Below are 24,844 nucleotides of genomic sequence, written 5' to 3'. Positions count from 1 at the left end.
CCGCACGGCACACACCGGTACCAAGCGATACCAGTCCGGGCCAGCGGAGCCCTCCACCGCCCCGGCACGACGCGCCCGCTTCCCGGACGCGGTGCCGCCCGGCCGGGCCCGGCGGTCTCCTCCCCGCGGGCCCCTCGACCCGGGAGCGCGGCGCTGTCCGAGAGAGCTGAGTGCACGCCCGCCCCGGCACGGAAGGTTCCCCGATGGCCCCGCACACGCCCGAGACGATCGCGCCGCCAGGAGGCGACACGTCCGTCCCCGCCGCCGTGAGCGGCGCACCGCTCACCCCCCAGGACCTCGTGCCGCACCTGCGCGGCCTGGCCCGCGCCCTGCGCGACCGGGGCGCGGACCGGGCCGGGCGGGAGCGCGCCCCCTCACCGTGAGAGCACGCCGCCGGCTCCCGTCCCCGTCCACGGGATGGGAGCCGACGGCCGGGCCGGACACCGGTGCGGCACCGGCCCCGGTCAGCGGAATCAGTCGAACAGGGCGCCCCCGAACTCCTCGGTCTCGGCGACGGCGTGCGCCCGGGTCTCACCCACGCGCTGCGGGGCGCGCCGGGGCACCCGGTGCGGAGTCCGCCGGGGGCGCTGGGCGGGCACCTGGGCGGACAGCTGGCCGCTGGTCACCGTGTCCACCCGCACGGAGCCGAAGCCCTGGGCGGTGTACTTGCCCACACCGGTCAGCTCCAGCAGTTCCAGGAGGGTGGCGAAGGCGTCGGTGTGGCGGCGCTCGCCCCCGGCCAGGACCAGCCTCAGCCCGCCGCGCCAGCCGAGCACGGTGCGGTTGTCGGCGTGCTGGTGCTCGGCCAGCCGCACCTCCTCGCCGGGCAGGGGTTCGCGGCGCACCAGGGCCAGCCCGCCGAACACCAGCTCCAGCCAGGACTCGGCCAGGTCGGGCCGCGCGAACCGGGCCACCGCGCCCACGGCCCCGCTGCCGCCGACGATCCCGCCGCCCGAACGGTGCACGGCGCCGAAGAGGCGCCGCGGGGTGGGCCAGATGTGCGGAATGCGCTCACCGGCGGCGTCGCGGGTGGTCATGACGATGGGGGTCCGGCTGCGCACCGCGGCCGAGCGCACCGCGGACGGGCCGCGCGGCTCGGTGAGCATCTGGGTGTAGGTGCGGTCGAAGGTCCGGGTGGCCGAGAGGGGCACCAGCAGGTGGTCGCCGATCCTCTGGGGGTCGCCGACCAGTTCCTCCGGTACCAGTGGGGGCGGGGCGTCGTCGTCCAGCCAGGTGAGCGTCCAGTGGTGCAGCCGGTCGCCCAGGGGCGAGGGCCACCCGTTCATGGCCCACCGCTTGGCGGCCGTGTGCTCCTCCTGGGACTGGGGCCACCAGCGGTTGAGCAGTCCGTGGCAGTCCTCGGGCCGGATCGGCCGCGCCGTGTCCACCAGATCCCGCAGGATCACGGTCCACCGCATCGGCACGGGCACCACCCCTTCACTCGGTCACCGCGGCGGCGGGTGCGCGCCGCCGAGGACTCCTCTCGGACAGTGCCGAGCCCCCGGGACACGCGCGGCCCCGGTCCCGTGGCTCAGGCCTCGGCCATCTCCAGCAGGCGCAGTACGGTGCGCCAGTTGCGGCCCGTCACCGTCCCGTCGACGCGTCGGGCCACGAGGTCGGGGAGTCTGGCGTGTCTGAGCCCGAGTTCGTGGTGGGTGTAGACCTGGTCGCCCACCACCGCCATGCGCTCGCGCGGGTGGGCGGACAGGTCGAGCCCGGCCAGTCCCGCGGCGTCCACGGCGCCGGAGCAGAACAGGACGAGGAACCTGGCCGGGTCGGGGACGGGGAGGGGATTGGCCTCCACCGCGGCGCGCAACTGCCCGGCGGTGCGCACCACGGTCGGCACGTCGAGCCCGAGTCCGGAGCCGACGGCGCCGCGCACCCGCCGGGCCACGGCGTCGGGACTGGTCCCCTCGGCGGTGAACACCGCGTTGCCGCTCTGGAGGTGGGTGGCCACGTCGCCGTAGCCGAGCCCGGCGAGCAGGGCGCGCAGGTCGGCCATGGCGACGCGGCGGTGCGCGCCGAGATTGATTCCGCGCAGCAGCGCGACGTACCTGGTCATGCCCGCCATTGTGCCGAGGCGGCGATGAGCGCACAAGTGTTCGATCCCGGCTGTGGACAATCCGCCGCGGCGCTGCCGACGGCGGGCACGTCCGCGCCCGACCGCAGCGGGCACGTCGGCCCTCCGGACCGTCACCGCGGACACGTCGGCCCTCCGGTTCCCGGCGCGTCCCCGCGGATCCCGGCGGGCGCCGCGGGTGCGTACGCTGGCACCCGTAGGCGCGGCTCCCTGGCCGCCGCGCAGACGTGAACCGCACCACGACCCCGGAGACGCCGTGCCGCGCCTGAGCCACACCTTCGACATCACCGCAGTGGACAGGGAGGTGGTCGAGCGGATCGTCGCCGCCCTGCACGAGGTCGCCCGGAGCTGCCGTTTCGACGGCCGCGGCTGGCTGCTGACTCCTGACGCGCAGGCCCGGGCCCGCCTCGAACAGCGGGCCGACGAACTCGGGCTGCTCGACGGCGAGGAGGCCCGACGGCTGCGCGAGGAGCAGCGCCGCGCCGCCGAGGATCTGCGCGAGGGCGGCGCCGACACACCCGCCGAGGCCGACGAACTGGCCGTGGCGGCCAGCCAGCCCGCCCTCCAACTGCAACGGGGGCGCCACCTCGCGCCCCGCAGCCACTACCTCATCGCCGAGCTGTCCCCCGAGGGCGTCCCTCTCGACCCCGCCGACGACGAGGAGAAGGGCTGGAGCGGCACGGGCCTGACCCTCGTCTCCTGGGACGAGGCGGGCACCACCTCCGCCGAGTTCGCCATGCCCGACACCGTCGGCACGCAGGAGGCCCCCGTGACGTGGGGAACCGTCACCCACGACGCCCCCGCCGGGCTGCTCACCTGGAACGCACGGGTGCGGCTGCCCGGGCGCGGCGCCTGGCTGCGGTCGGCCGAGGGCACCCTGGAGGTGGACACGGGCGCCTGGTACGAGGCCGCCGCGCGGGGCCGGGACACTCCCCCCGCCCGGATACGGGCCACGCACTCCCTGGCCGAGATCACCGCCTGGCTGTCCCCCTCCGTCTCCGCCGACGGCCGCTGGGCGGTGGAGGCCGTGCTCGACGTGCGCGGCCGCGGCGTGTTCCGCCCGGTGGTGGCGGCGGCCTTCTGGGCGTTCACCGCCTCCTTCCGCAGGGAGGACAGGCGCAAAGTCCGGCAGGGGGGCGGTGAACCGACCACGCGGGAGCTCCTGGACCAGGCCGCCCGTGACTGGGACCGCGTCGCCCGCAACGCGCCCCGGATCCCGGAGCTGCTGCACGAGGCGGCCCGGGCCATGGCCGAGGCGCCCGACAGGGACTGACTCCCCGCCCGCCCCCTCATCCGGTGTCCTTCGCCCCGGCCCGTCCGCCCCGGACCCCTCTCCCCGGAACCGCCGCTCAGTCCCGCTCGGCGCCCCACCCGGTCAGGGAGCGCACCCGCAGCTCGGTGAAGCGCGCGGTGTCGCGCTCCGGCGAGAGCAGGCTGCCCACGACCGCGCACGCGAAGCCGAACGGCACCGCCAGCATCGCCGGGTTCTCCATCGGGAAGAGCTGGATGTCGATCCAGGCGGGCAGCACCGACAGGTTCTCCCCCGTGACGGGGTCGGTCCTGCCCGACATCACCGGGGACAGCAGCATGAGCAGCAGGGTGGCGGACAGTCCGCCGTAGACGCCCCACTCCACGCCCCTGGTGTTGAAGCGGCGCCAGAACATGGTGAGCACGATGACCGGCAGGTTGGCCGCGGCCGCGATGGCGAAGGCCAGCCCCACGAGGAAGGCCACGTTCATGTCCTGGGCCCGCACGGCCAGCGCGATGGCCACGACGCCGATCAGGCAGGCGGAGAGACGCGCCACACCCACCTCCTGCGACTCCCGGGGCCTGCCCCACATGAGGACGTGGCCGAACAGGTCGTGCGCGATCGAGGATGACGAGGCCAGGGTGAGACTGGCGATGACGGCGAGGATGGTGGCCAGCGCGACCGCAGAGATCAGCGCGAGCAGCACGGCCGCGCCCGCCGGTCCGGCGGTCAGCCGCCCCACCTCCTCGGCGAGCATCGGCACAGCGGTGTTCCCCGAGGGGTCCATGGCGGCGATGCGTTCGGAGCCGACCAGCGCCGCGGCGCCGAAGCCCAGGGCCAGCGTCATGAGGTAGAAGGCCCCGACCATGACGATCGTTCGGTTGACCGACGAGCGCGCCGCCCGGCCGTCGGGCACGGTGTAGAAGCGGATGAGGATGTGCGGCAGCGCTACCGTGCCCAGCACCAGGGCCAGTCCGAGACTGATGAGGTCGAGCTTGTTGAACAGGGTCCGGGCGGGGTCGCCCGGTACCTCCACCCCGAAGCGCAGCCCCGGTTCCAGGAAGGCCTGTCCGTGCCCGCTGGCCTCGGCGGCCCCGCCGAGCAGTGCGCGCGGGTCGAAGGAGAACAGGGCCAGCACCAGGGCGGTGAGCAGCCCGGTGGCGGCCAGCAGCGCGACCGCCTTGATGATCTGGAGCCAGGTGGCCGCCTTCATTCCGCCGTACATGACGTAGACGATCATGAGCACGCCCACGAGCACGATCGCGCCGGTGCGGGCCTGCTCTGCGCCCATCCCCAGGAAGGTCCCGCCGTCGTGCAGGCCGAGCAGGACCGCGACCAGGGCTCCGGCGCCGACCATCTGCGCGACCAGGTAGAACACGCACACGGTGACGGTGGAGACGGTGCAGGCCAGGCGCACCCGCATCCGGCGCATGCGGAAGGCGGGCAGGTCGGCCATGGTGAAGCGTCCGGTGTTGCGCACCAGCTGGGCCATCGGCAGCACCAGCAGCCAGGCCACCAGGAAGCCGATGGAGTAGAGGAAGCCGTCGTAACCCTGGAGGGAGATCATCCCGGCGATGCCCAGGAAGGAGGCCGCGGACAGGTAGTCGCCGGTCAGGGCGAGTCCGTTCTGGACGCTGGAGAAGCCGCGCCCGCCCGCGTAGAAGTCGACCGCTCCCCGGGTGGTGCGCCTGGCGCGGACCGTGATGGCGAGGGTGACCAGGACGAACAGGGCGCACAGGCCCACCGTCCAGGCGTGCGCGACGCCGAACTGGCCCCCCAGCGCACCGCCCAGGGCGTCCAGGGGGTCGGCGACCGCGGCCGGTCCGGCCGCCGGGGTCGGGCCGGCCCCGTGCGGTTCCGTGACCGCTGCCACCCCGGCGAGCACCGGGGCGGTGCCGTCCCCCGTGACGGCACCGCCCGCGGCCGCTGCGGCGGCGCTCATCGGTCCGCCGCCGTCCCGTCGGCGGCCTCCTCACCGCGGGCCTCCTCGCGGATCTCCCGCGCGAGGGGGTCCAGGGAGCGCTCGGAGAAACGGCCGAACGCCCAGGCGAGGGCGAACACCCACAGGAACTGCCCGATTCCCATGGCCAGAGCCACGTTCACCGAATCCGTGAGCGGCCTGCTCATGAAATCGCGGGCGTAGGCGGAGAGCAGAAGATAGGACAGGTAACTGACCAGGAATGCCGATACCAGCAGCCCCGACTGGAGCGCGAACCGCCTTCGGAGTTTCACGAAACGCGGGTCGACCGACACGCGCTCGCAGGCGCGCGTGCGTTCGGCCCGCGCCCGCCGGCGCTCCGCCGCGGACCGGGTTCCCCCCGGTCGCGGGCCCTCCCCCCGGTCGCCGACACGCCCTCTGTGGACACCCTCCATGTACTCGACCACGGTCCTCCCCCTGATCCCTCTCTCCGGACGCCGCTCCCCCACGGCGTCCGCCGTTCCCCGTGTGCGCGGCGCGGGCGCCGCCACGGGTCCGTCCGGATGGAACGGCCGAACGCGGCGCTTTCCCCCGGATGGGGCAATACCCTAGCGATGCGCCCGGCGCCGTGTTCGCCAAACGCACAAATCGGTTTTCGACAATGGCGCGGAAGCGATTCGGAAAACCGACAAAGAGCCGGAAGGCAAACACGCGGTGCCATAACGGCCACTCGGTCGCGGACCCCGCCCCGCCGCGCGCGCGGCGGGACGCACGCGCACCGACGCCCGCGGACGCGGACACCGCACCCGCGCGGACCCCCTGGTCACCCCGGGCACACCCGCCGGAGGCGGGCGCACGCGCCCCCGAATCTTCGCTAGGCTTCGGGGCGACCCCGAACCCGTGACGGCACATCCGGCATGCAGCCGGTTTGCGCTTTCGTACAGGTGTATGATTAATGGGTCCGCTCTGTTCACGCGATACCGAAGGGAAATCCCCGCCGTGGTCACCGAGGTCTTCACGCTCAAGTACTGCGATCCCCACGCCGTCAGCGAGGAGAAGGTCGAGGCGACTGAGGTCATCCAGTTCGCCTGGGAGGGTGTCGTCCGCGAGGTCGACGCGTGCGCCGACTGCTTCAAGGAGCACGAGGCCCGCCTGGAGCCCCTCGTCGACTACTCGCGTCCGGTGAAGAAGCGCCGCGTCACCAAGAAGGCCGCGCCCTCTTCGTCCTCCGCGCCCGCTGAGGGCTCCGACGACTCCGACGACTCCGCGGACGGCGAGTCGAACTAGCCCGCGTTCCCGGGAGCGGCCCCGCTCCCGGGAACGGCCTCATCGCGTCAACCGCGAGCGGGGGCCGACGACACCCCCCAGTGATCGTCGGCCCCCGCGTCTGTGTGCGGCTCCGGGCGGGAGCCGCGTGCTCAGTCCTGGCCCGTGAGCCGCGCGAGTCGGCCGCCGCGCCGGGCTCGGGCGCACCGGAGCGCCCCGGCCACCGGCAGCCGGGCGCGCACGTACGGCCCGCCCTGCCCCTGTAGGCGCACCGACGCCCCCATGCGCCCCATGACGCGCATCATTCCCGTGTTGGCCAGCGTGGTCTCCGCCCGTACCTCGGCCAGACCCCAGTCGACGGCCACGTCCGTCAGCACGCGGGCCAGGGCGGTGCCCACCCCGCGCCGCTGCCAGGCGTCCTCCACCAGGAAGGCGATCTCGCCCACACCCGGGTCGGGGGTGTACATCAGGTGCCCGAGGGCGACGGGGTCCTGCTCTCCCAGCGGGCGCACCGCCAGGGTCAGGCCGCGCCCGGGGTCGCAGAACACCCGGAGCACGCGCGGGCTCGGTTCGCTCATGCCGGTGAGGTAGCGGTTGCGCACGGTCTCGGCGGAGCAGCGCCGGTGCAGCTCGCCCAGCGCGGGCGCGTCGGCCTCGCGCACCTGGCGCAGGGAGAGGTCCGCTCCCCCGGCGGTGCGCACGGTCCGGTCCTCGACCGCCGTCCTGACACGCCGCAGGCTCACCGCGGACCTCCTCGGGGGAGTGGGAGTGGTGCCCCCGCCGCCGCGGAACGACGCTGTACCGCGGCGGCGGACACGCACCGACGTGACTCCAGGTTCGGTGCCGCGGGTTTCGGGGAGGTTAGCCGCTCGTTGAGTTCGCGAGGACATTGGTTGACCCGCTCCTCACACCGGGCCGTCCGCGCTCAGGGATGCCCCGAGACCAGCTCCCCGTCCTTCCAGACCGCCGCGACCTGGGGGACCCCGGGCCGGTAGGCGAGGTAGAGGTGGTTGGGCGCGTCCAGCAGGACCAGGTCGGCGCGCGCACCGGGGGCCAGGTGGCCGACGTCGGTGCGTCGCAGGGCCCGCGCTCCCCCCGCGGTGGCCGCCCACACCGCCTCGTCGGGGGTCATGCCCATGTCGCGGACCGCGACCGCGACGCAGAAGGCCAGGCTGGAGGTGAAGCAGGAACCCGGGTTGCAGTCGCTGGCCAGGGCGACCAGGGCCCCGGCGTCGATGAGCGCGCGGGCGTCCGGGTAGGGCTGGCGGGTGGAGAAGTCCACCCCGGGCAGCAGGGTGGCGACCGTGGGCTCGGGACGCGCGGCCGCCTGGGCCAGGGCGTCCACGTCCCCGGACTCCAGGTGCGTGCAGTGGTCGACCGAGGCGGCGCCCAGTTCGACCGCCAGTCGCACGCCCGGCCCCGGGCCCAGCTGGTTGCCGTGCACGCGGGGCAGCAGGCCGCGCGCCGCCCCGGCGGCCAGGATCCGGCGGGAGGCGTCCTCGTCGAAGGCGCCGCGCTCGCAGAAGACGTCGATCCACCGGGCGTGCGGCGCGCAGGCGTCCAGCATGGGGCCCGTGACCAGGTCGACGTAGCCCTGGGGGTCGTCGGCGTACTCGGGGGCGACCACGTGCGCGCCCAGGAAGGTGACCTCGTCGGTGACGCGGGCGGCCACGGCGAGGCAGCGCTCCTCGTCGGCGACGGTGAGCCCGTAACCGGACTTGACCTCCAGGGTGGTGGTGCCCTGGGCGCGGGCCTCGCGCGCCAGGCGCCGGGCGCCCGCGAGCAGGTCGGCGTCGGAGGCCTCGCGCGTGGCGGCCACGGTGGTGCGGATCCCGCCCGCCGAGTAGGGCTGTCCGCTCATCCGGGCGGCGAACTCGCGGCTGCGGTCGCCCGCGAAGACGATGTGGGAGTGGCTGTCGACGAACCCGGGCAGGACGCAGCGCCCGGCGGCGTCGATCCGGGCGTCGGCGGCGGGAGCCTGGGACCGCGGCCCCGACCAGGCCACCCGGCCGTCCTCGACGACCAGGGCGGCGTCGAGGACCTCCCCCACGGCCCCCCTGCCGCGGGAGGGGTCGTTGGTGACCAGGGCGGCGATGTCGTCGATGACGATGCTCCGGGGCACGTCGCTCACGTGAGGACCTCCTTGATGGCCGTGTCGAGTTCGCGCGCGGTGTCGGGAACCAGGGTGTGGACGCCGTCGCGGACGATCCAGCGCCCGTCGGCCATCACGTGCCGCACGTCGGCGGCGGTGGCGGCGAAGACGACGGCGTCGGCGGCCCGGGCGGGGTCGGCCCCGGCCAGGCGGATTCCGTCCAGGGGGACGTTGACCAGGTCGGCCCGTGCGCCGGGAACCAGGACACCGGCGTCGGGCGCCTCGCGCGGGGGTTCCTGTGGTCGGCCCCCGCGGGGTACGGGATCCTCGGAAACGCCGGGGGGCACCGAACCGGGAATCATGGACGGGACGACGGCCCCGAGTTCCCGGGTCCAGCCCAGGCTGGCGTGCCCGTGCGCGGTGGCGGCGCGCAGCAGCTCCCCGGAGCCCAGGGTACCGCGCCGGTGGGTGCGCAGGCGCTCGTGGAGTTCGACCGCCCTGGCCTCCTCGAACATGTCGGTCTGGGCGTGCTGGTCGGTGCCCAGGCTGAGCGGGGCGGGCAGCAGGTCGCCGGTGCGCGGCAGGCCGTCCGCCAGGTCGCGCTCGGTCGTGGGGCACAGGCACACGGTCGCGCCGGACGAGCGCACGGCCGCGACGTCGGCGTCGCTCAGGTGGGTGGCGTGCACCAGGCTCGTGCGCGCGGTGAGCGCGCCCGCGTCGGCGAGCACGGCCGCGGGGGTGCGGCCGTACGCGGCCAGGCAGGCGGCGTTCTCGGCGGGCTGTTCGGAGACGTGCACGTGCAGCACGGCGTCGCGTCCGGCGGCGAACGCGGCGACCTCGGGCAGCTGCGCGGCGGGGACGGCGCGCACCGAGTGGGCGGCCGCTCCCGTGCGCGCGTGGCCGCCGTCGGGGGTGAAGGTGGCGGCGCGCTCGGCCCAGGCGGCCGCGTCCCCGTCACCGAAGCGCAGTTGGGGGCCGGTGAGCGGCTGGTGGACGCCGCGGGCGTCCAGTCCGCCGGACAGGTAGCACACGTCCAGCAGGGTGATCCGGATCCCCGCGTCGGCCGCCGCGGCCGCCAGGGCGTGGCCCATGGCGTTGGGGTCGTCGTAGCGGGCTCCGCCGGGGGCGTGGTGCAGGTAGTGGAACTCGCCCACGCAGGTGATCCCGGCCAGGGCCATCTCGGCGTAGACCGCCCTGGCGAGGCGGTGGTAGGTGTCGGGGTCCAGGTGTGCGGCCACCCGGTACATCGTCTCGCGCCAGGTCCAGAAGGATCCGCCGCCGCTGTGGGTACGCCCCCGCAGCGCCCGGTGGAAGGCGTGCGAGTGGGCGTTGGCGAGCCCGGGCAGGGTGAGTCCGGGCAGGGTCTCGGCGTCCGCGGGCGCCCGCGTGTCCGGCGTCACCGACGTGATCCGGCCGTCGGCCACCTCCACGAGCACGCCGTGCCCGGGGGTGCCGCCCCCGGTGCCGGTCCACGCCCACTCGCACCACAGGCGGCGCACGTCCGGCGGCGCCGCGCGCCCGCGCGCCCGGACCTGCGAGCGTGGCGGGGCGCCCTCCGCGCGCGTGCCGGAGGCGGGCCCGCCCGAGGCGGACCCGGCGGGAACGGACCCGGCGGAGGCGGACCCGGCGGGAGCGTCGCCGCCCGTGCGCGGGCCGCTCACCTCGGATGCGGCGGTCACCGGCCCCCCTCCCGGACGGGGCGGGCGAGCAGGTCCTGGAGCACGTCGGCCAGGGCGAGCACCCCGGCGTGGCAGTCCTCGGGGCGGGCCCACTCCTCGGGGGAGTGCGACACCCCGGTCGGGTTGCGCACGTACAGCATCGCGGTGGGCACGTGCGCGGCGAGCACCCCGGCGTCGTGTCCGGCCCCGGTCGGCAGCACCGGTACCCGGGGGTCGGGGGCGCGGTCGGCGACCACGGCGGCCAGGCGGTCGCGCAGACCGTGCGCGAACGACACGAGCGGGGTCAGGGACTCGTTGGCCGTCGCGCAGTCCACCCCGTGCTCGCGCGAGGCCCTCTCGGCGGCCTCGCGCACCCCGGCCACGACCGCGCCGAGCACGGCCTCGTCAGCGGCGCGGGCGTCCAGCCAGGCACTGACCAGGGAGGGGATCGCGTTCGTGCCGTTGGGGCTGACCAGGGCCCTGGCGACGGTGGCGCGGGCACCGTGCTCCTCGGCCAGCGCGCGGGCCGCCAGGATCGTGTGCGCGAACGGCAGCATGGGGTCGCTGCGGTCGTCAAGGCGGGTGGTCCCCGCGTGGTCGGCGCGGCCGGTGAAGTCCATCCGCCAGCGCCCGTGCGGCCAGATCGCGCTGGCCGCGCCCACCGGATGGGCCGTCTCCTCCAGGGCGCGTCCCTGCTCCACGTGCAGTTCCACGAACACGTCCAGGTCCGCCAGCGCCGCGGGGTCGGCGCCGATCGCGTCGGGGTCGTGCCCGGCGGCCTCCATGGCCCGGGCCCAGGTGGTTCCAGAGGCGTCGGTGAGGCCGCGCGCCCGCTCGGGGGAGATCTCCCCGGCGCTCAGGCGGCTGCCCAGGCAGGGGACGCCGAACCGGCCGCCCTCCTCCTCGGCGAACACCGTGACGGCCAGCGGCCGGGCGGGGGTCAGCCCGCGCCGCCGCAGCTCGTCCACGGCGGCCAGGGCGCTGGCCACGCCGAGGGGTCCGTCGAAGGCCCCGCCGTCGGGGACCGAGTCCAGGTGGGATCCGGTGGCCACCGCGCCCGGCCCGGGAGCGCCCCACCAGGCCCACAGGTTGCCGTTGCGGTCGGCGCGCACGTCCAGGCCCCGGGCGGCGGCGGCCTCGGTGAACCAGGCGCGGGCGTCGGTGTCGGCGCCGTTCCAGGCGTGGCGGCGGTAGCCGCCGCTGCCCGGATCGCGGCCCACGGGTGCCAGGTCGGCCCACAGGCGGTCGAAGGCCCCGGAGTCGGGGACGGTGCGGTGGTCGCTCACAGAGTGCTTCCCCACGTCGGAACGGATGGTCGTGCGCGCTGCCGGGGTCCGCCGGGGCGCCCTCGGCGGGCGCCCCGGCGCGGTTCAGTCCCCCTCGCGCATCGGGACGCGGATACCGTGCTCGCGCGCGACGCGCTCGGCCTCGTCGTACCCGGCGTCCACGTGGCGGATGACGCCCGTGGCGGGGTCGTTGGTGAGCACCCGCTCCAGCTTGGCGGCGGCCAGTTCGGTGCCGTCGGCGACGCTGACCTGCCCGGCGTGCAGCGAGCGGCCCATGCCCACTCCCCCGCCGTGGTGGATGGACACCCACGAGGCACCGGAGGAGGTGTTGACCAGGGCGTTGAGCAGCGGCCAGTCGGCGATGGCGTCGGAGCCGTCCCTCATCCCCTCGGTCTCGCGGTAGGGGGAGGCCACCGAGCCGGTGTCCAGGTGGTCGCGGCCGATGGCCAGCGGCGCGGAGACCTCGCCGGAGGCCACCAGTTCGTTGAAGCGCGCCCCGGCCGCGGCCCGCTCGCCCTGGCCGAGCCAGCAGATGCGGGCGGGCAGTCCCTGAAAGGCGACCCGCTCCCCCGCCATGCGGATCCACCGGGCCAGGTGCTCGTTGTCGGGGAACAGGTCCAGGACCGCCCGGTCGGTGCGGGCGATGTCGGCGGGGTCGCCGGACAGCGCCGCCCACCGGAACGGCCCCTTCCCCTCGCAGAACAGGGGCCGGATGTAGGCGGGGACGAACCCGGGGAAGTCGAAGGCGCGGGCGAAGCCCCCGCTGCGGGCCTCGTCGCGGATGGAGTTGCCGTAGTCGAAGACCTCGGCGCCCGCGTCCTGGAAGCCCACCATGGCCTCCACGTGCGCGGCCATGGACTCCCGGGCCCGGTCGGTGAACTCCTCGGGCCTGGCCGCGGCCAGGTCCCGCCACTCCTCGAAGGCCACCCCCGCGGGCAGGTAGGAGAGGGGGTCGTGGGCGGAGGTCTGGTCGGTGACCACGTCGATCGGTGCGCCGCGCGAGAGCAGCTCGGGCAGGACCTCGGCGGCGTTGCCGAGCACACCGACCGACAGCGGCCGGCGCTCGTCGCGCGCCCGCACGGCCAGTTCCAGGGCGTGGTCGAGGCTGTCGGCGCGCACGTCCAGGTAGCGGTGCTCGATGCGGCGTTCGATGCGGCTGGGGTCGCACTCGACCACGATCGCGACGCCGTCGTTCATGGTCACGGCCAGCGGCTGGGCGCCGCCCATGCCGCCGAGCCCGGCGGTGAGGGTGATGGTCCCGGCCAGGGTCCCGCCGCCGTGCCCGCCTGAACCGCTCAGTTTCTCCGCCACGGCGGCGAAGGTCTCGTAGGTGCCCTGGAGGATGCCCTGGGTGCCGATGTAGATCCACGAACCGGCGGTCATCTGCCCGTACATGGTCAGGCCCCGGGCCTCCAGGCGGCGGAACTCGGGCCAGTTCGCCCAGTCCCCCACCAGGTTGCTGTTGGCGATGAGCACGCGGGGCGCCCACTCGTGGGTGCGCATGACGCCGACCGGGCGGCCCGACTGCACGAGCAGGGTCTCGTCGCCCTCCAGCCCGCGCAGGGCCGCGGTGATGCGGTCGAAGCTGCGCCAGTCGCGCGCCGCCTTGCCCGTGCCGCCGTAGACCACCAGCTCCTCGGGGCGTTCGGCGACCTCGGGGTCGAGGTTGTTGTGGAACATGCGCAAGGCGGCCTCCTGCTGCCACCCCTTCGCGGACAGGGTGGTGCCGCGCGCGGCGCGGACGGTACGTGGACTGCTCACACGGTCTCCTCGCGGTGTTCGGGTCGGTTCAGGCCAGGGGAACGACGGACTCGGCGGCCCCGACCACGGAGCCGTCGGTGATCAGGTCGGCGACGGCGGCGATCTCGGGGGCCAGGTGGCGGTCGGGGCCGGGGCCGGAGACCCTCTCCCGGACGGTGCGCAGCACGGCGCCGGTGGCGGGGCCGGGCTCCAGGGGCGAGCGCAGGTCCAGGGCACGGGCGGCGGTGAGCAGCTCCACCGCCAGCACGCTGGTCAGCCCGTCCACGGCGCGGCGCAGCTTGCGGGCGGCCGACCAGCCCATGGACACGTGGTCCTCCTGCATGGCGGAGCTGGGGATGGAGTCGACGCTGGCGGGCACGGCCAGGCGCTTGAGCTCGGAGACGACGGCGGCCTGCGTGTACTGGGCGATCATGTGCCCGGAGTCCACGCCGGGGTCGTCGGCCAGGAAGGCGGGCAGGCCGTGGGAGCGGGACACGTCGAGCATGCGGTCGGTGCGCCGCTCGGCGATGGAGGCGGTGTCGGCGACGGCGATGGCCAGGAAGTCGAGCACGTAGGCCACGGGCGCGCCGTGGAAGTTGCCGTTGGACTCCACCCGGCCGTCGTCCAGGACCACGGGGTTGTCGATGACGCTGTCGAGTTCGCGCCCGGCCACCAGCAGCGCGTGGGCGAGGGTGTCGCGGGCGGCGCCGGCCACCTGCGGGGCGCAGCGCAGCGAGTAGGCGTCCTGGACACGGTTGCAGTCGGGGCCGCGGTGGGAGGCGACGATGGGCGAGGAGTCGAGCAGGGCGCGCAGGTTGGCCGCGGAGGCGGCCTGGCCGGGGTGGGGGCGCAGTCGCTGGAGTTCCTCGGCGAAGACGCGGTCGGTGCCCAGCAGCGCCTCGACGCTCATGGCGGCGGTGATGTCGGCGACCTTGAGCAGGCGTTCCAGGTCCATGCAGGCCAGCACGAGCATGCCGAGCATGCCGTCGGTGCCGTTGATCAGCGCCAGGCCCTCCTTGGCGCCCAGCTCCACCGGTCGGATCCCGGCCTCGTGCAGGGCGGTGTAGGCGGGCACGTCCCGCCCCGCGGCGTCGCGGACCCGGCCCTCGCCCATCAGGGCCAGCGCCACGTGCGACAGCGGCGCCAGGTCACCGGAGCAGCCCAGGCTGCCGTACTCGTGCACGACCGGGGTGATCCGGGCGTTGAGCAGCGCGGCGAGGGTCTCGGCGGTGGCGACCTCCACGCCGGTGTTGCCCGAGGCCAGGGTGCGCAGGCGCAGCAGCATCAGGGCGCGGACGACCTCGTCCTCCACCTCGGGTCCGGTCCCGGCGGCGTGCGAGCGGATGAGCGAACGCTGGAGGCGGGCCCGCAGGTCGGGGGCGATGTGGCGGGTGGCCAGAGCGCCGAAGCCGGTGCTGACCCCGTAGGCGGGAACCTCGCCGCGGGCGAGCGACTCGACCCGTTCGCGGCCGTGGTGGAGGGCCTTGCGGGCCTGTTCGGACAGGGTGACACGGGCGCCGTGGCGGGCCACGTCGAGGATCTGGGCCGGGGTGAGCGGCGCATCGCCGACGACGACGGAAGGGACTGCTGTGGACATGTCTTCCATTTGACCCCCCGCGTGTCCCCTGGTGAAGAGCTGACACGAGGGTTCCGTCTGGGATCTCAGACAGCATGCCCCTGTCTTCCGAACCCTCCGTCTGGTTAACGGATGACCCGCACTTCACACCGCAGCCCCGGAGCGGAAACCAGCCGGACATCCCCTGTCACAAGGGCACAGTCCAACGCCTCCGCCACAGCAACGTAAGCCGCGTCATACGCGGTGAGGTTGGAACGGAGTTCCCAGATCCTGTCCGCCACACCTCCGACGGGCTCCACGTGCGCGATGGCCTGCAAGCTGTAGAGCTTGCGCGCTGCTTCGGCGTCACTGACCGACACCTTCTTCCCGAGCACGAGTCCTCGCAGGGCGTTGAGGAACTCCACCCGTTGGTGGTTGGGGGCGTACCACTCGCTGTCAGCACCCAGAACACGTCGCGCCATGGCCGTGGAACGCCCCGGCGCTCCAAGGTAGAGATCGATCAGGACGGACGTGTCGACAACGATCACACGGCACCGCTCTCACCATGAGCGTCCAACGCCTCGTCTCCACGAGCGGCTCGTACCGCCATGACGATCTCATCCATGCTCAGGTTGGCCCCTGGCAAAGGGGTCTGCTCGACGATCTCCCGGTTACGGACGAAACGCGCCTCGCGCTCCAGGAGGGTCAGCAGATAGGCCTGGAGCGACTTGCCCGACCGCTTGGCCTCAACGGTCAGAATCTCTCTGACCTCATCCGGAACGTCCTTGACCTGAATAGCTCCCATGGAGCCATAGTAGCGCCAAAAACCACCCAATGAGCGAAGAAATATCGCCTCTTTGGCGCCAAGCAGTCGTCTTATTGGAGTTTTCCGGTCAACACGTCATGCGAGACAATCAGGGCATGAGCCTCGTTCCGGCGGCCACCCGCGCGCTGCGGCTGCTGCGCTTCCTGGCGACCCGCCCCGGGCCGGTGTCGGCCTCGGCGATCGCCGCCGAGCTGGGCGTGCCCCGCTCCAGCGTGTACCAGCTGCTGGAGGCCATGGCGCGGGAGGGCTTCGTGACCCACCTGCCCGAGGAGCGCCGCTGGGGCCTGGGCGTGGCGGCCTTCGAGATCGGCTCGGCCTACCTGCGCCACGACGGCGTCGAGCGCCTGGCCCGCCCGCTGCTGCACCAGCTCACCGAGGCCACCGGCGCCACCGCCCACCTGGGGGTGCTGCACGCGGCCGACACCCTGTACCTGCTCAAGGAGCAGCCACCGCACGCCCCGTCCCTGATCACCGGCGTGGGGGTGCGTCTGCCCGCGCACCTGACCGCGTCGGGGCGGGCCATGCTGGCCCGGCTGCCGCGCGCCCAGGTGCGCGCCCTGTACCCCGACGCGGCGGCCTTCACCACCCGCACCGGCCGGGGCCCGGCCTCGCCGGGCGAACTGCGCCGGGTCCTGGCCGAGGAGCGGCGCCAGGGCTGGTCGATCGAGCAGGGGCAGGTCACCGAGGGCTTCGTGTCGGTGGCGGCGGCGGCCTGCGACCACAACGGCCGCCCCGCCGCGGCGATCAGCCTGACGGTACCCAGCGCGCGGCCGGTCACCCCGCAGGCGCTGGCCGGGCGGGTGCGCGACGCCGCGGCCGACCTGACCCGGCGCCTGGACGGCCGCGCCTCACCGTAGCGGCGGGGTCCGCTCCACGACCGAGGGCAGCGGGGCCGTGCGCTCCACCATCCGCAGGATCTTCTCCTTGAGGTCTGCGGGCACCTGCACGTAGAACTGCGTGGGCGCGTCCACCGCCTCCAGGTCCAGGCTCTCCGCGGTCTCGGCCCAGCTGGGCAGCTCGGCGTCGGTGCGGTGGGTGTCCAGCACGAACTCGATGAAGTAGGTGAGCCTGCGCCCGCCGGTGTGCACCTCGCGGATGCGCCGGATCTCCGTCCAGGCGATGAACGTCCCCTCGCCGGGGAACCACCACTTGCGCTCCTGGAGGACCGTGACGCCGTCGCTGTCGGCGCTGATGCCCTGCCGGGTGATGCGCTGGGGCAGCCCGCGCAGCACGAACACGTTGCTCCCCGGGCCGACGAAGAGCATGGCCAGGCCGGCGAAGGCCCACAGCGCCACCGAGCCGACCGTGGTCTCCTCGCGCAGCACGTGCCAGAGCATCGACCCCAGGACCACCAGGAACCCCACCGTCAGGGCGGCGGAGAAGTAGGCCGCGGCCATCCACATCCGCGTGTTGGGGCCGCGCAGGCTGACGTACCTGCGCAGGTGGGAGACGCTTTCGGGTGTTCGGGTCAGGTCCGAGGGAACGCCTCGGGGGGCGGCGGGGGCGTCCGCGGGTTCGGGGGAGGCCATACCCACCATTGTCCCCACTCCGGCGGGTGCTCCGTGCGCCGGATCCTCCGTGGCCGCGGGGATGTCGGCCAAAGCACGGGCGGGAGCGGCCGGGGAGCGCTAGAGTCCGGTCCATGAGGCCGAACACGAGCGAGTACGACACCGAGCTGAGGTTGAACGGCGAGGTGATCGTCCTGGACGGGATGCCCTACCAGGGGCGCACCGTGCTTCCGGAGGGGCCGGACAGGTTCGCCTGCCTGGAGCGCTGGGCCAAGGGGGTGGCCGAGACCCTGGGGGAACCGGTGACCTGGCGTGCCGCGGAGAACGGGCGGCTGGCCGGGCGCGGGACGGTACAGCCCGGTCCCGGGGCTCAGAACCGCCGGGCGCTCTGAGCTCCGCACTTGGCGCACTGGAACTTGCGGTCGTCGCCGAGTATCCAGTCGTGGTCGCCGCCGGTGGGGCACGTAGACATCGACACCATCTCCTCACAGGGGCTGTCGGGGTGCGTGCCGATCACTCTATTTCCCAAGAACCACACCAGTCCCGAGAATGAGAAGTTCGCTCTCGTATTCACGTACAGCTGGGGTTTCGGCTCCGGACACAGGACCCGGACACACACGTGGGGCCCGCCGCGGTCGCGACGGGCCCCACGGAAACCTGTGGGGGAAGGCCGACTAGTTCTGCCTGGCCCTCATGTGGGCCTCGACGGCGGCGCGGTCGGCGCGCAGCTTGGCCAGGGCCTCGTCGAGGATGAGCTTGCCCTCCTCCTCGCTGCGGCGCTCCTTCACGTACGCCAGGTGGGTCTTGTACGGCTCGGTGCGCGGCGGCGACGGGGGGTTCGCCTTGTCCTTGCCCGCGGGGAAGCCGCAGCGCGGGCAGTCCCACTCGTCGGGGACCAGCGCCTCGCTCGCGAAGCTGGGCACGACCTCGTGCAGGTTCGCGCAGTAGAACGGAACCCGGACGCGCGGAGCGGCCTCGCCCCGCTCGGCCTCGCCCATGGGACCGGCTCCGACACGGCTGCCACGAATGGCACTGCCACTACCCACGAAAAACTCCTTCGGCGAACTCGCTCACCGGTTCTCGGGCGAGCTTGACGGTGGACGGGGTGTGCCCGCGGGGCGCGGGCTACATGCCCCGGTTGATCAGCAGGCCGAGGATGACGATGGCGAGGATCCACACGACCCCGATCACGATGGTCATCCGGTCGAGGTTGCGCTCGACCACCGACGATCCGCCGAGCGAGGACGTGACGCCACCGCCGAACATGTCGGAGAGACCGCCGCCCTTGCCCTTGTGCATGAGCACCAGGAGGACCAGCAGCACGCTGAGAAGCATCACGAGGATGGACAGACCGAGGATCACACGCTCACCCGTAGCTCGACCCCGAAGCGGGGGGTATGGACCGACCCCCGTTTCCCGTGCGCACCAGCGGTGACGCCGGGCCGGTGCGGACACCTGGGAAGCAGGGGACCGGGGACAATTTCGGATTTTACCGTGCCCTTGGCAGCACGGGCGGGGAAACCGCGAGGCACGGAGAACCCCACAGCGAAGTCTAGCCCGACCCGGCGACCTGTCGGGCACCCCGCCCGTCACCATCGGGCATCGAAGCGTGACGGGCGGGGGCCGTGCGGCGGTTAGCGGTCGCCGAAGCGGATGATCTTCACGAACTCGTCCGCCTTGAGGCAGGCGCCGCCGACCAGGGCGCCGTCGACGTCCTCCTTGGCCATGATGCCGGGGGCGTTGTCGCCCTTGACCGAGCCGCCGTAGAGAACGCGCACCGCGCCCGCGACCTCCGGCGAGTACAGCTCGGCCAGGCGCGCGCGGACCGCCGAGCACACCTCCTGGGCGTCCTCGGGGGTGGCGACCTCACCGGTGCCGATGGCCCACACCGGCTCGTAGGCGACGACGATCCTCTCGGCCTGCTCGGCCGGGACCTCCTTGAGGGCGCCGTCCAGCTGGGCCAGGACGTGCTCGACCTGCTGGCCCGCCTTGCGGACCTCCAGGCCCTCCCCCACGCACAGGATCGGGACGATGCCGTTGGCGAACGCCGCCTTGACCTTGGCGTTGACCAGGGCGTCGTCCTCGCGGTGGTACTCGCGGCGCTCGGAGTGGCCCACCAGCACGTAGGAGCAGTCCAGCTTGGCCAGCATGGAACCGGAGATCTCGCCGGTGTAGGCGCCCTTCTCGTGCGCGGAGATGTCCTGGGCGCCGTAGACGATCTTGAGCTTGTCGCCGTCGACCAGCGTCTGGACGCTGCGCAGGTCCGTGAACGGCGGCAGGACGACGACCTCGGCCTTGTCGTAGTCCTTGTCGTTGAGCGCGAACGCCAGCTTCTGGACGAGCGCGATCGCCTCCAGGTGGTTGTTGTTCATCTTCCAGTTGCCCGCGATGAGCGGCAGGCGCTGGGACATGTCGGCACTTCCTCGTGTGTGAAGGGGAACTTCGGACTTGGAGTGCCCGCCAGTAGGTACCGGATGTGGGCTGGCCGGAATCGTTGCCGGTGTGACGCATGGTCCTTGACCTGCGGTGATCTTGTACTTATAGCCGATGTCGACGCCCGAACCTGGCCACGAGTACGAGATCACGGCGAAGAGCCCCGGCCACCGCATGAGAACACGTCCGGTGTGGACACCTGCTGGCGGACGCTCCTACTTCAGGGCGTCGATACCGGGCAGGTCCTTGCCCTCCAGGTACTCCAGGCTGGCGCCGCCGCCGGTGGAGATGTGGCCGAAGGCCGCCTCGTCGAAGCCCAGCGCGCGCACGGCCGCGGCGGAGTCGCCGCCGCCGACCACGGTGAAGGCGTCGGAGTCGACCAGGGCCTGGGCCAGCGCGCGGGTCCCCCCGGCGTAGGGCGCCATCTCGAACACGCCCATCGGGCCGTTCCAGAACACGGTCCGGGCGTCGGCCAGCTTCTCGGCGAAGAGCTCCTGGCTGCGGGGGCCGATGTCCAGGCCCATCCGGTCGGCCGGGATGGCCTCGACGTCGGCCACGTCGTGCGCGGCGTCGGGGGCGAACTTCTCGGCGGCCACGACGTCCACCGGCAGGACGATCTCCACGCCCTCGCGCTCGGCCCGCTCCAGGTAGCCCTTGACGGTGTCGATCTGGTCGGCCTCCAGCAGGCTGGATCCGACCTCGTAGCCCTGGGCCTTGAGGAAGGTGAAGACCATGCCGCCGCCGATGAGCAGGCGGTCGGCGGTGCCCAGCAGGTTGTCGATGACACCCAGCTTGTCGGAGACCTTGGACCCGCCCAGGACCACGGCGTAGGGGCGCTGGGGGTCGCCGGTGAGCCTGCGGAGCACCTCGACCTCGTTCAGCACCAGGCCGCCGACGGCGTGCGGCAGCCTGCCGGGCAGGTCGTAGACGCTGGCGTGCCTGCGGTGCACGGCGCCGAAGGCGTCGCCCACGTACAGGTCGGCGAGCTGGGCGAAGCGGTCGGCGAGCTCCCCGCGCTCGGCGTCGTCCTTGCTGGTCTCCCCCGGCTCGAAGCGCACGTTCTCCAGCAGGGCGACCTGGCCGTCCGCCAGGGCGGCGGAGGTGGCGCGGGCCGACTCCCCGGCGGTGTCGGAGGCGAAGGCCACCTCGGTGCCGAGCAGTTCGCCCAGGCGGGCGGCCACCGGGCGCAGCGAGTAGCGGGGGTCGGGGGCGCCCTTGGGGCGGCCCAGGTGGGCGGCGACGATCACGCGGGCACCGCGCTCGCGCAGCGCGGAGATGGTGGGCACGGCCGCGCGGATGCGCCCGTCGTCGGTGATCCGGTCGCCGTCCAGGGGCACGTTCAGGTCGGCCCGGACGAACACGCGCCTGCCGGAGACGTCGAGGTCGTCGATCGTCCGCATGCTGGTTCTCCTCTTGGAATGTGGGATGTGGCGGTCCCGGGCGGTGGGGCCGGGAGGAGCGCGTACGACGGCACCCCTCCGCGCGCACTGCGGGCGAAGGGGTGCCGTCTCACGCGCCGGTGGCCATGAGGGCCGTGGACGCTACAGGCCGGAGCCGACCAGCTTGGCCAGGTCGACCAGGCGGTTGGAGTAGCCCCACTCGTTGTCGTACCAGCCGACGATCTTGACCTGGTTGCCGAAGGCCATGGTCAGCTTGGAGTCGAAGGTGCACGAGGGCGAGGTGCCGACGATGTCGGAGGAGACGATCTCGTCCTCGGTGTAGACGAGCACGTCCTTGAGCGGACCCTCGGCGGCGGCCTTGAACGCGGCGTTGACCTCGTCCTTGGTGACCTCGCGCTCCAGGGTGACGACCAGGTCGGTCACGGAGCCGTCGGGCACGGGGACGCGCATGGCCATGCCGTCCAGCTTGCCCTGGAGCTCCGGGATGACCAGCGCGGTGGCCTTGGCGGCACCGGTGGTGGTCGGGATGATGTTCTGCGCGGCGGCGCGGGCGCGACGCAGGTCCTTGTGCGGGAAGTCCAGGATGACCTGGTCGTTGGTGTAGGCGTGGACCGTGGTCATCAGGCCCTGCTTGACGCCGAAGCTGTCCAGGAGGACCTTGGCCATCGGCGCGACGCAGTTGGTGGTGCAGGAGGCGTTGGAGATGATGTCGTGGGCGGCCGCGTCGTACTTGTCGTCGTTGACGCCCATGACGACGGTGATGTCCTCGCCCTTGGCCGGGGCGGAGATGATGACCTTCTTGGCGCCGGCCTCGATGTGCTTCCTGGCGTCCTCGGCCTTGGTGAAGATGCCGGTGGACTCGATGACCACGTCCACGTTCAGGTCCGACCAGGGCAGCTGGGCCGGGTCGCGCTGGGCCAGCACCTTGATGCTCTTGTCGCCCACGCGGATGAAGTCGTCGCCGACCTCGACGTCGCCCTCCAGGGTGCCGAGCACGGTGTCGTACTTGAGCAGGTGCGCGAGCGTCTTGGTGTCGGTGAGGTCGTTGACCGCGACGATTTCGATGTCGCTACCACCAGCGGCGACCGCGCGCCAGAAATTGCGGCCGATCCTGCCGAAGCCGTTGACGCCTACACGGATGGTCACGGAACCAATCTCCTCATATATCGCACATCATTTCCACCCGGGCATTACCCCCGCCCCGAACGCCGTACTCCGGGGTCAACCGGTCGACTGCCATGAGCAGGTTCAACGCACACAGGGTGTTCACCACGAGCCTAGCGGAGCACCGGCGGGGAGCCGCTGCTGGGCCACGGCCGGGCCTGCGGGCCCGGTGGATTCGCGACCATCCTGACACTGCGAGCCGGAGAGGTCTATACCATTTTCCGAAGTTATCCCCGAGTTTTCGCAGTTAACAAAGCCGAACATCGGTGTTACGGCGGCATGCCCGAAGGCCGCGGGGGGACTCCGGGTCAGGGGACCAGCATGTCCGGGGTCAGGTTGGCCTCGGTGCCCTCGATGCCCAGGTCGCTCGCGCGCTTGTCGGCCATGGCCAGCAGCCTGCGGATACGCCCGGCGATGGCGTCCTTGGTCAGCGGCGGGACGGACAGCTGCCCCAGCTCCTCCAGGGAGGCCTGCTTGTGCGCCAGGCGCAGTTGGCCCGCGGCCACCAGGTGCTTGGGGGCGTCCTCCCCCAGGATCTCCAGGGCCCGCTCCACGCGCGCGCCAGCGGCCACCGCCGCCCGCGCGCTGCGCCGCAGGTTCGCGTCGTCGAAGTTGGCCAGCCGGTTGGCGGTCGCGCGCACCTCCCTGCGCATCCGCCGCTCCTCCCAGGCCAGCACGCTCTGGTGCGCGCCCAGCAGGGTCAGCAGCGCGCCGATGGAGTCGCCGTCGCGGACCACCACCCGGTCCACGCCGCGCACCTCGCGCGCCTTGGCGTGCACCTTCAGCCGGCGCGCGGAGCCCACCAGCGCCAGCGCGGCCTCCGGCCCGGGGCAGGTCACCTCCAGCGACATCGACCGGCCCGGCTCGGTCAGGGAGCCGTGCGCGATGAACGCGCCCCGCCAGGCCGACTCGGCGTCGCAGGCGCCGCCGGCCACCACGTGCCGGGGCAGGCCGCGCACCGGGCGGCCGTTGTTGTCCACCAGCCCCGTCTGCCGGGCCAGGGACTCGCCGTCCTTGATCACCCGGACCACGTACCGGTTGCCCTTGCGCAGGCCGCTCGGGGAGAGCACGACCACCTCGGACTCGTGGCCGAAGACCTCGGAGATGTCCTTGCGCAGGCGGCGCGCGGCCGCGCCCGTGTCGAGCTCGGCCTCGATCACGATGCGCCCGCCCACCAGGTGCAGGCCTCCGGTGAACCGCAGGATGGTGGACACCTCCGCCTTGCGGCAGCATGGCTTGAGAATGGTCAGCCGGCTCAACTCATCCTTCACCACGCCGGTCATCGCCATCGCTGAGGTCCTCCCCGTCACACAACCTGGCCCGGCACCACGCACTCGGCACCGGGTATGAGCCGCCGCGGCCCCGCCACGAGCGGCTTACTCCGTGGCAGACTACGTGACCAGGCGCTGGCTGCCGACCCCCGCACGGCGTGTTGCCCATCCGCCGACCAGCCGCGCGGCGCACCCTGGGAGCCTTCGTGCCGGTGTGCGGCCAATTGCTCCCCACCTGTGAGGACGGCGCCCGGAGCGGGTGCTCGCGCGAGGCGTGGCCGTGCCCGGTGTCCCGGGGCCCGTACGGCGGGGTGACGGTCCCCTCACCCGCGGAGCGGGACTCCCGGCCCGTGCACCAGCCCGTCGGGCCCTCAGTCCTCCAGGATCCTCTCGAAGGCCGCCGCGAGCCGGTCGGGGTCGTGGCGCGGCGTGCCGTCGTCACGGGACAGCTCCGCCAGCTCCAGGCGCCCGCCCAGCTCGCCGACCACCCGCACCAGGGGCTCGGGCTCGTCCACGGTCCCCCGGTCGGCGAGCACCACGTCCACCCCCAGCTTGGGCGCGTGCTCGCGCAGCACCTCCAGGTAGGTCTCGGGGCGGAAGCCGTCGGTCTCGCCCTGCTGCGGGGACAGGTTCAGGGCCACCATGCGCTTGGCCCGGGTGGTGACCAGGGCGTGCGCCAGGTCGGGGACCAGCAGGTGGGGCAGCACGCTGGTGAACCACGACCCGGGGCCGAACACCACCCAGTCGGCCTCGCGGACCGCCTTGACCGCCTGCGGGCTGGCGGGCGGGTCCTCGGGGATCAGCGAGATGGAGCGCACCTTGCCGCTGGTGCTGGCGCACGCCACCTGGCCGCGCACCGTGGTCAGCTCCTCGGGCCGCTCCGGGTCGATCCCCGACACCTCGGCGGCGATGTCCAGCGGCACCGACGACATCGGCAGCACCCTGCCGTGCGCGCCCAACAGCTGGCCCACCCAGTCCAGGCCCGCCACGGAGTCGCCGAGCAGCTCCCACAGGGCCACGATCAGCAGGTTGCCGACCGCGTGGCCGTGCAGTTCGCCCTCGGAGCGGAAACGGTGCTGGATCACCTCGCTCCAGGTGTGCCCCCACTCGTCGTCGCCGCACAGCGCGGCCAGCGCCATGCGCAGGTCGCCGGGGGGCAGGACGCCCAGCTCCCGGCGCAGGCGGCCGCTGGAGCCGCCGTCGTCGGCGACGGTGACGACCGCCGTCACGTCGGTGGTCACCCTGCGCAGGGCCGACAGGGAGGCGTGCAGGCCGTGCCCGCCCCCCAGCGCGACCACCCGGGGCGGGCGCCGCCCGTCACCGTCGGGTGCTGTGCTCTTCGCCATGGCTGTGGTCTGCCCCTCGTCCCATGTCCACTGGACGAATCGGACCGTACCA

General features: G+C 73.4%; 25 protein-coding genes. 5 read left to right on the top strand and 20 right to left on the bottom strand.

The window, feature by feature from the left end; all coding sequences use genetic code 11:
- Window positions 1–203: 203 nt before the first annotated feature.
- The gene (locus HGB44_RS26460) at window positions 204–383 is read left to right on the top strand and encodes a hypothetical protein (protein WP_061080354.1); all 180 of its coding nucleotides are present in this window, start codon (window positions 204–206) and stop codon (window positions 381–383) included.
- A 90-nt stretch (window positions 384–473) separates the two neighbouring features.
- Here the strand turns inward: HGB44_RS26460 and cas6 are convergent, their stop codons facing one another.
- Together cas6 and HGB44_RS26450 are read right to left on the bottom strand one after the other, a co-directional pair.
- Window positions 474–1,433 (bottom strand): CRISPR system precrRNA processing endoribonuclease RAMP protein Cas6, encoded by a 960-nt coding sequence (gene cas6 / locus HGB44_RS26455; RefSeq protein ID WP_082768339.1) that lies wholly within the window; start codon window positions 1,431–1,433, stop codon window positions 474–476.
- 98 nt (window positions 1,434–1,531) lie between these two features.
- Window positions 1,532–2,071: a DUF1697 domain-containing protein gene (locus HGB44_RS26450; protein WP_061080353.1), complete on the bottom strand. Its 540-nt coding sequence runs from the start codon at window positions 2,069–2,071 to the stop codon at window positions 1,532–1,534.
- A gap of 265 nt (window positions 2,072–2,336) precedes the next feature.
- Here HGB44_RS26450 and HGB44_RS26445 point away from each other — a divergent pair, with 265 nt between their 5' ends.
- Window positions 2,337–3,353 carry a hypothetical protein gene (locus HGB44_RS26445; RefSeq protein ID WP_061080352.1) on the top strand — a complete coding sequence of 339 codons (1,017 nt, stop codon included), beginning with the start codon at window positions 2,337–2,339 and terminating at the stop codon, window positions 3,351–3,353.
- Window positions 3,354–3,429: 76 nt separating this feature from the next.
- On the opposite strand, the gene HGB44_RS26440 is transcribed toward HGB44_RS26445, so the two are convergent.
- Together HGB44_RS26440 and HGB44_RS26435 are read right to left on the bottom strand one after the other, a co-directional pair.
- Complete coding sequence (locus tag HGB44_RS26440; protein WP_231972409.1) at window positions 3,430–5,271, bottom strand: solute symporter family protein; 1,842 nt, start codon at window positions 5,269–5,271, stop codon at window positions 3,430–3,432.
- Window positions 5,268–5,714, bottom strand: coding sequence for a DUF485 domain-containing protein (locus HGB44_RS26435; RefSeq protein ID WP_061080369.1), 447 nt, complete (start codon window positions 5,712–5,714; stop codon window positions 5,268–5,270). Before HGB44_RS26435 ends, HGB44_RS26440 begins: the two co-directional genes overlap by 4 nt.
- A gap of 532 nt (window positions 5,715–6,246) precedes the next feature.
- On the opposite strand from HGB44_RS26435, the gene HGB44_RS26430 reads away from it, so the two are divergent.
- The gene (locus HGB44_RS26430; protein WP_061080351.1) at window positions 6,247–6,534 is read left to right on the top strand and encodes a hypothetical protein; all 288 of its coding nucleotides are present in this window, start codon (window positions 6,247–6,249) and stop codon (window positions 6,532–6,534) included.
- Between the two features lie 131 nt (window positions 6,535–6,665).
- Here HGB44_RS26430 and HGB44_RS26425 read toward each other — a convergent pair whose 3' ends face one another.
- The 8 genes from HGB44_RS26425 to HGB44_RS26390 form a co-directional block, all read right to left on the bottom strand.
- Entirely contained in the window at window positions 6,666–7,256 is a 591-nt protein-coding gene (locus tag HGB44_RS26425) for a GNAT family N-acetyltransferase (RefSeq protein ID WP_325097001.1), read from the bottom strand.
- Between the two features lie 182 nt (window positions 7,257–7,438).
- Window positions 7,439–8,644 carry an imidazolonepropionase gene (gene hutI, locus HGB44_RS26420; protein ID WP_061080350.1) on the bottom strand — a complete coding sequence of 402 codons (1,206 nt, stop codon included), beginning with the start codon at window positions 8,642–8,644 and terminating at the stop codon, window positions 7,439–7,441.
- The gene (locus HGB44_RS26415; RefSeq protein ID WP_231972408.1) at window positions 8,641–10,284 is read right to left on the bottom strand and encodes a formimidoylglutamate deiminase; all 1,644 of its coding nucleotides are present in this window, start codon (window positions 10,282–10,284) and stop codon (window positions 8,641–8,643) included. Before HGB44_RS26415 ends, hutI begins: the two co-directional genes overlap by 4 nt.
- Entirely contained in the window at window positions 10,281–11,549 is a 1,269-nt protein-coding gene (locus HGB44_RS26410; protein ID WP_061080349.1) for an allantoate amidohydrolase, read from the bottom strand. Before HGB44_RS26410 ends, HGB44_RS26415 begins: the two co-directional genes overlap by 4 nt.
- A gap of 84 nt (window positions 11,550–11,633) precedes the next feature.
- Complete coding sequence (gene hutU / locus HGB44_RS26405) at window positions 11,634–13,310, bottom strand: urocanate hydratase (RefSeq protein WP_061080348.1); 1,677 nt, start codon at window positions 13,308–13,310, stop codon at window positions 11,634–11,636.
- Window positions 13,311–13,338: 28 nt separating this feature from the next.
- Window positions 13,339–14,886, bottom strand: a complete 1,548-nt coding sequence (hutH, locus tag HGB44_RS26400) for a histidine ammonia-lyase (RefSeq protein WP_061080347.1) — start codon at window positions 14,884–14,886, stop codon at window positions 13,339–13,341.
- A 104-nt stretch (window positions 14,887–14,990) separates the two neighbouring features.
- Window positions 14,991–15,392, bottom strand: a complete 402-nt coding sequence (locus HGB44_RS26395) for a type II toxin-antitoxin system VapC family toxin (RefSeq protein ID WP_061080346.1) — start codon at window positions 15,390–15,392, stop codon at window positions 14,991–14,993.
- The gene (locus HGB44_RS26390; protein WP_061080367.1) at window positions 15,389–15,649 is read right to left on the bottom strand and encodes a FitA-like ribbon-helix-helix domain-containing protein; all 261 of its coding nucleotides are present in this window, start codon (window positions 15,647–15,649) and stop codon (window positions 15,389–15,391) included. Before HGB44_RS26390 ends, HGB44_RS26395 begins: the two co-directional genes overlap by 4 nt.
- Window positions 15,650–15,765: 116 nt before the next feature.
- Between HGB44_RS26390 and HGB44_RS26385 the strand changes: the two genes are divergently transcribed.
- Window positions 15,766–16,527 (top strand): IclR family transcriptional regulator, encoded by a 762-nt coding sequence (locus tag HGB44_RS26385; RefSeq protein ID WP_061080345.1) that lies wholly within the window; start codon window positions 15,766–15,768, stop codon window positions 16,525–16,527.
- Here HGB44_RS26385 and HGB44_RS26380 read toward each other — a convergent pair.
- A complete protein-coding gene (locus HGB44_RS26380; protein WP_061080344.1) occupies window positions 16,519–17,199 on the bottom strand; it encodes a hypothetical protein in 681 nt (226 codons plus the stop codon). The genes HGB44_RS26385 and HGB44_RS26380 overlap by 9 nt on opposite strands.
- 113 nt (window positions 17,200–17,312) lie before the next feature.
- On the opposite strand from HGB44_RS26380, the gene HGB44_RS26375 reads away from it, so the two are divergent.
- Entirely contained in the window at window positions 17,313–17,570 is a 258-nt protein-coding gene (locus tag HGB44_RS26375) for a hypothetical protein (protein ID WP_017567636.1), read from the top strand.
- Window positions 17,571–17,852: 282 nt separating this feature from the next.
- Here the strand turns inward: HGB44_RS26375 and HGB44_RS26370 are convergent, their stop codons facing one another.
- From HGB44_RS26370 to HGB44_RS26340, 7 genes are all read right to left on the bottom strand, one after another.
- Window positions 17,853–18,224, bottom strand: coding sequence for an RNA polymerase-binding protein RbpA (locus HGB44_RS26370; protein WP_013154023.1), 372 nt, complete (start codon window positions 18,222–18,224; stop codon window positions 17,853–17,855).
- A 79-nt stretch (window positions 18,225–18,303) separates the two neighbouring features.
- A complete protein-coding gene (gene secG, locus HGB44_RS26365; protein WP_061080343.1) occupies window positions 18,304–18,540 on the bottom strand; it encodes a preprotein translocase subunit SecG in 237 nt (78 codons plus the stop codon).
- 272 nt (window positions 18,541–18,812) lie between these two features.
- The gene (tpiA, locus tag HGB44_RS26360) at window positions 18,813–19,589 is read right to left on the bottom strand and encodes a triose-phosphate isomerase (protein WP_061080342.1); all 777 of its coding nucleotides are present in this window, start codon (window positions 19,587–19,589) and stop codon (window positions 18,813–18,815) included.
- Window positions 19,590–19,826: 237 nt separating this feature from the next.
- A complete protein-coding gene (locus HGB44_RS26355) occupies window positions 19,827–21,011 on the bottom strand; it encodes a phosphoglycerate kinase (protein ID WP_061080341.1) in 1,185 nt (394 codons plus the stop codon).
- Window positions 21,012–21,152: 141 nt separating this feature from the next.
- On the bottom strand, window positions 21,153–22,157 hold the full coding sequence (gene gap, locus HGB44_RS26350) for a type I glyceraldehyde-3-phosphate dehydrogenase (RefSeq protein ID WP_061080340.1): 1,005 nt from the start codon (window positions 22,155–22,157) through the stop codon (window positions 21,153–21,155).
- 326 nt (window positions 22,158–22,483) lie between these two features.
- A complete protein-coding gene (whiA, locus tag HGB44_RS26345) occupies window positions 22,484–23,464 on the bottom strand; it encodes a DNA-binding protein WhiA (RefSeq protein WP_017567643.1) in 981 nt (326 codons plus the stop codon).
- 353 nt (window positions 23,465–23,817) lie between these two features.
- On the bottom strand, window positions 23,818–24,792 hold the full coding sequence (locus tag HGB44_RS26340; RefSeq protein ID WP_210752191.1) for a gluconeogenesis factor YvcK family protein: 975 nt from the start codon (window positions 24,790–24,792) through the stop codon (window positions 23,818–23,820).
- Window positions 24,793–24,844 lie beyond the last annotated feature (52 nt).

The organism is Nocardiopsis alborubida (genome assembly GCF_012396365.1).
Classification (GTDB): Bacteria; Actinomycetota; Actinomycetes; order Streptosporangiales; family Streptosporangiaceae; genus Nocardiopsis; species Nocardiopsis alborubida.
Note: the sequence above shows the minus strand (reverse complement) of the source record. Positions and strands in the feature narration are given on the sequence as shown.